Here is a 5,768-nt window from a genome sequence, read left to right as displayed (position 1 = left end):
GGGAGCCGACCGTCGAAATGGTTTAACGGGTTGGCGGGCTGGCCAGTGAGGACATGTCCAGTCCAGAGCCCTGCAGTCTGTACCCGCGGAGGACATGCCCGTTCTTCGCGCCAAACGCGTGGGGACATGCCCGGCCGCAGGCCTGGCGGGTGGGCATATGGGGACCATGTCCATTGGCCCGGGCGGGCGGAGGACATGCGCACTCGTGCCGGGCAGTCCTTGGGGGCATGCCCAGTCTTGAGCGAGTCCTGCAGTCTGTGCCCGCGGAGGACATGCCCATTCTTGGTGCCGACTCCGCGGGGACATGCCCAGCCTTGGGCCTGACAGGTGGGCATATTGGGACTATGTCCATTGGCCTGGGTGGGCGGAGGGCATGTCCACCGGGCGCGGCGCGGGTGCCCCGGGGGGACTCCGGCCCTAGACAGCTGTTTCGCCGTGGGCAAACATGGAGCCAAAGGAACCCAAGGCAAAGTTGAGCGGAGTAGACTCAACTTTAATATCAGCATGTTCCCGGAAGGAGCTCTCTTTGGACGCCAAATTCACCACCAAGAGCCAGGAGGCTCTTGCGGCAGCCGCCATGAACGCCTCGACGGCGGGCAATCCCCAGCTCGAACCCGCCCACCTGCTCAAGGCGCTGATGGACCAGCGCGAAGGTGTCGCCGTCGCGCTCCTCCGCGCCACCGGCACGGACCCGGATTCCGTCAGCGTCCAGGCCAGCTCCGCCATCAAGGCGCTGCCGTCCACGTCCGGCAGCTCGGTGCAGCAGCCGCAGCTGTCCCGTACGGCCCTGCAGGCGATCAAGAATGCCCAGAACGAGGCCGAGCGGCTCGGCGATTCGTTTGTCTCCACCGAGCACCTCCTGCTGGGCCTCGCATCCGGTAGCGACGCCGTCGGCAAGATGATGCGCGACGCCGGCGCCTCCCACGAGGCCCTGCTGGCCGCCCTGCCGGGCGTCCGCGGCGACCGCAAGGTGGACAACGCCGACCCCGAAAACAGCTTCCAGGCACTGGAGAAATACGGCACCGACCTCACCGCTATTGCCCGCTCCGGCAAGCTGGACCCGGTGATCGGCCGCGACGCCGAGATCCGCCGCATCATCCAGGTGCTGAGCCGCCGGACCAAGAACAACCCCGTGATCATCGGCGAACCGGGCGTCGGCAAGACCGCCGTCGTCGAAGGCCTCGCCCAGCGGATCGTCGCCGGGGACGTGCCCGAAAGCCTGCGCGGCAAGACCCTGATCGCCCTGGACCTCGCCTCCATGGTGGCCGGCGCCAAGTACCGCGGCGAATTCGAGGAACGGCTCAAGGCAGTCCTGGAGGAAATCAAGGGCTCCGAAGGCCAGATCGTCACCTTCATCGACGAGATCCACACCGTGGTCGGCGCCGGCGCGTCCGGGGACAGCTCCATGGACGCCGGCAACATGCTCAAGCCCATGCTGGCCCGCGGCGAGCTCCGGCTGATCGGCGCCACCACCCTGGACGAGTACCGCGAAAACATCGAGAAGGACCCCGCCCTGGAACGCCGCTTCCAGCAGGTCTTCGTCGGGGAGCCGAGCGTGGAGGACACCATCGGCATCCTGCGCGGGCTCAAGGAACGCTACGAGGCGCACCACAAGGTCGCCATCGCCGACTCCGCCCTCGTCGCCGCGGCCACGCTCTCCAACCGCTACATCTCCGGCCGGCAGCTCCCGGACAAGGCGATCGACCTCGTGGACGAGGCCGCCTCCCGGCTGCGCATGGAAATTGATTCCGCCCCGGAGGAGATCGACCAGCTGCGCCGCTCCGTGGACCGCCTGACCATGGAGGAACTCGCCCTCGCCAACGAGACCGATCCTGCGTCGGTGGAGCGGCTTGCCGCCATCCGGGCCGACATGGCGGACAAAAAGGAAGAGCTGGCCGGGCTCAACGCCCGCTGGGAGGCCGAGAAGGCGGGCCTGAACCGGGTCGGCGACCTCAAGGCCAGGATCGACGAACTGCGCTCCGCCGCCGAGAAGTTCCAGCGCGAAGGCGACCTTGAGGCCGCCTCCCGGATCCTGTACGGCGAACTTCCGGCCCTGGAGCGGGAACTCAATGAAGCCGCCGAAGCGGAGTCGGCCCGGGTGGCCGGCGGAGGGGCCAAGCAGGACCTCATGGTGGCCGAAGAGGTCACCGCCGACGACATCGCCGAGGTCATTTCCGCCTGGACCGGCATCCCCGCCGGCCGCATGCTGCAGGGCGAGAGCCAGAAACTGCTGGAGATGGAGCACGTGCTGGGCGAGCGGCTGATCGGCCAGGCCAAGGCCGTCACCGCGGTCTCTGACGCCGTCCGCCGCGCCCGGGCCGGGATCAGCGACCCCAACCGGCCCACGGGCTCCTTCCTGTTCCTCGGCCCCACCGGCGTCGGCAAGACCGAGCTGGCGAAGGCCCTGGCCGACTTCCTCTTCGACGACGAACGCGCCATGGTGCGGATCGACATGTCCGAATACTCGGAGAAGCACTCCGTGGCCCGCCTCGTCGGCGCCCCTCCCGGCTACGTGGGCTACGAGGAAGGCGGCCAGCTGACCGAGGCCGTCCGCCGCCGTCCCTACTCCGTGCTGCTGCTGGACGAGGTGGAGAAGGCCCACCCCGAGGTGTTCGACATCCTGCTGCAGGTGCTCGACGACGGCCGCCTCACCGACGGCCAGGGCCGCACCGTGGACTTCCGCAACGTGATCCTGGTCCTGACCTCCAACCTGGGCAGCCAGTTCCTGGTCGACCCGACGCTGGACGCGAACGCCAAGCGCGAGGCCGTGATGGCCACCGTGCACGCCTCCTTCAAGCCCGAGTTCCTGAACCGGCTCGATGAAGTGGTGCTCTTCGACCCGCTCAGCGTCGAGGAGCTGTCCCGGATCGTGGAGCTGCAGGTCAAGGAGCTGGGCGAACGCCTCAAGGGCCGCCGGCTCAACCTGGAAGTGACCGAGGGGGCCCGCGCCTGGCTCGCGGTGACCGGCTTCGACCCGGCCTACGGCGCCCGGCCGCTGCGCCGCCTCGTGCAGCGCGAAATCGGCGACCGGCTGGCCAAAGCCATCCTGGCCGGCGAGATCACGGACGGGGACACCGTACTCGTGGATACCGCCCCGGACCTCACGGAGCTCACCACGGGCGGCGCCCAGGCGTCCGACCGGCCCGACGGCGGCGCCTCCACCGGCAGCGGACTCTCCGTCCGCCGCAAGGAGTAACGCTCCGCCACCTCAGGCACGAGCCTCAAACACGAACTGCCAGCCGGACCTTGCTCCGGCTGGCAGTTCGTGTGGGGGCCTAAAACCCCGGCGGACCCGGGAGATCCCTAGGGAATCAGCGATTCCATAATGACGTTCCCGGTGTCCGCGGTGACGTAGCAGTCCACGCGGCGGTCGCCGTTGTCCCAGCTCGTGGAGCTCGGGTACGCGAGCTTGTAGCTCAGCACATAGTCGGACTGCTTCTCCGTCAGGGGCGCGGCCTTGCACGCGTCCAGGGCCTTCTGCTTGAGCGGGTCCCGGCCCGGGTAAGAGTCCCCGTCGGCGTAGTGCTCGATTGCGACCAGCTGGGCTGAGTGGCCGGTGGTGCAATCGACCACCGTGGACGTGGGCGCTTCCGGGTCGAAATCCTTGAAGCAGTCGCCCAGCAGGAAGTCGAGCGGGCCCACCCCTTCCAGCGGAAGCGGCCCCCGGCTCGCCGGCGCGGACGACGTCGAGGCAGGAGCAGGGGAGACGCCCGCAGCAGGCTGCTTGGTGCCGCCGCCCAGCGAGGCCAGCCACCAGATCAGCAGACCCAGGACGACGACGGCGGCCACCGCAGCGCCGATCCTCGCCGGACTCTGGCGGCGGACCCAGCCGCCCAGCTGGGTAGCTTTTTGCGAAGCGATTTTGCCGGCTCCCGCGAGTGCGGCACCGGCTGCCCCCTTGGCGTCCTGGGTGCCTCGACGCCCGCGTGAGCCCTGCTGCCCGGCGTCGGACCGGATCACCGGCGGGACGGACGGGCGGACGGGCGGCGGCGTAACCGTCGTCGACGGCGGACCCGCAGGCGGCACAACAGGCGGCACAACAGGTGTCGCGGACGTTGGCGGCGTCGACGGTTTCGGGGGAACGGACGGGACGGCAGGGGCGGACCGGTCGCCGGGTCCACCGGCAGGGCGAACCCCAGGCGTGCCGGCGTCGCCGGGCCTTTCGTTCTCTTCGGTCACTGGGACTTCACCACTTCCGTGCGTCTTTGCCGGGGCTGAACGCCCGGCGGAGCGCCCCGTTTCCGAGAGCCCACTACGGAACTCTATCTAAGATGCCGGGCGGGCCGCATGCCGCCGGGGGCCGTCCGGGGGCGGGGGGCGGGCAACACTGTCCACGGCGGCCGTCCCGGGGAGCAGTTACCGCTGAAAGCATGTAATCTAGGTGTACGACAAATTGACCAAACATTCCGGGGCCTCACTAACGCCAATGGTGACCACCTCCGGTCCGAGTACAAAAGGGGGTCACGCCATGGGGCGCGGCCGTCAAAAGGCAAAAGCTACCAAGCAGGCTCGGGACATTAAGTACTATTCCCCGAACACTGACTACACTGCGCTTCAGCGTGAGCTCAAGAGCTCCGAGGTTCGTGCACCGAGTCGGTTCTCGAACGAGCCTGTTGAGCCGGATTATTCGGCCTATGTGGACAAGTACGCGGACGATGTGGAAGAGGACGACGACGAGGTAGATTCCCGTCGGATAGGTTAGTCGACACTTCTTTCCGGCATGCTCTTCCGTTAGCGGATTGCCGACCACATGATTTCAGGCCCGCCGGCCGCTCCCAGTACGGGGGTGGACGGCGGGTTTTCTGCTGCCCGGATGCTGTGGCCGGCCCGTCCGCCAGGCCGTGCCGCGCAGTTGTCCCGGCCGGGCCCTCAGGCTAGGTTGAAACTGCCGGTTCCACCCGGCCCGCACCAGGAAAATTCCGGAAGGATTGCCATGACCATTCGCACGGAGTTCACCGAGGGCGAGGTCTGCTGGACGGACCTCCAGACCAGTGATGTCGCGGCGGCCAAGGCGTTCTATGCCGCGGTCTTCGGCTGGCGCTACGAGGACCTGCCCACCCCGGACGGCCGCAGCTACGCGCAGGCCTTCCTGGGCGGGGACCTGGTCACCGTGATCGCGCCGCAGAATCCGCAGCAGCAGGCCGCCGGAGCGCCGGGGCAATGGAACGTGTATTTCGCATCCTCCGATGCGGGGGAGCTCGCTGCGGAGCTGGTCCACGCCGGCGGAACCCTCGAGTTCGGCCCCGAGCCGGTGGGCGGCACCGGCGTGATGGTGTTCTTTGCCCCGCCCGGGGGAGGGACCACCGGCGCCTGGCAGGCCGGAAGCCACTTCGGCACGGCCCGAAGCGGGGAGCCCGGTGCCCTGGCGTGGGCCGAACTGCTCACGCCCGAGCCGCAGTCCGCCGTCGGATTCTTCCAGCAGCTGTTCCGGCACGACGTGACCGAATACCCGCAGGACGACGGCGGCAGGTACACCACGCTCATGGTGGACGGCGCGGAGGTGGCCGGGATCGCCGCGGTCCCGGCGGACGCCGAGGGCACCCTCAAGCCGGGATGGCAGGTGTACTTCGGGGTGTCCAGCGTCGCGGACGCAGTCGCGGCGGCCGTGGCTGCCGGCGGCACGGTCCTGATCGAACCGGACGAGCTCGAGGAAGCCGGCACCATCGCCACCCTCGAGGATCCGCAGGGCGGCGTGTTCAGCGTGCTGGAGGTTTAACCGGATCGAGTGCTCCATAAGTGCCGTTTTGAAGCTTCAAAACGGCACTTAT

At 68.5% G+C, this 5,768-nt stretch carries 4 protein-coding genes; 3 read left to right on the top strand and 1 reads right to left on the bottom strand.

Annotated features, from left to right (window positions below; genetic code table 11):
- The first annotated feature begins 526 nt into the window (after nt 1–526).
- The gene (gene clpB / locus K789_RS0100135) at nt 527–3,196 is read left to right on the top strand and encodes an ATP-dependent chaperone ClpB (protein WP_024364972.1); all 2,670 of its coding nucleotides are present in this window, start codon (nt 527–529) and stop codon (nt 3,194–3,196) included.
- Nucleotides 3,197–3,303: 107 nt separating this feature from the next.
- Here clpB and K789_RS23810 read toward each other — a convergent pair whose 3' ends face one another.
- Nucleotides 3,304–3,960 carry a septum formation family protein gene (locus K789_RS23810; RefSeq protein WP_051180826.1) on the bottom strand — a complete coding sequence of 219 codons (657 nt, stop codon included), beginning with the start codon at nt 3,958–3,960 and terminating at the stop codon, nt 3,304–3,306.
- A gap of 508 nt (nt 3,961–4,468) precedes the next feature.
- Here K789_RS23810 and K789_RS0100125 point away from each other — a divergent pair.
- Both K789_RS0100125 and K789_RS0100120 read left to right on the top strand, forming a co-directional pair.
- A complete protein-coding gene (locus K789_RS0100125) occupies nt 4,469–4,702 on the top strand; it encodes a DUF3073 domain-containing protein (protein WP_024364970.1) in 234 nt (77 codons plus the stop codon).
- 231 nt (nt 4,703–4,933) lie between these two features.
- On the top strand, nt 4,934–5,716 hold the full coding sequence (locus tag K789_RS0100120; protein ID WP_024364969.1) for a VOC family protein: 783 nt from the start codon (nt 4,934–4,936) through the stop codon (nt 5,714–5,716).
- Nucleotides 5,717–5,768: the final 52 nt, after the last annotated feature.

The sequence above is a fragment of the Arthrobacter sp. TB 26 genome, assembly GCF_000427315.1.
Lineage (GTDB): Bacteria > Actinomycetota > Actinomycetes > Actinomycetales > Micrococcaceae > Arthrobacter.
Note: the sequence above shows the minus strand (reverse complement) of the source record. Positions and strands in the feature narration are given on the sequence as shown.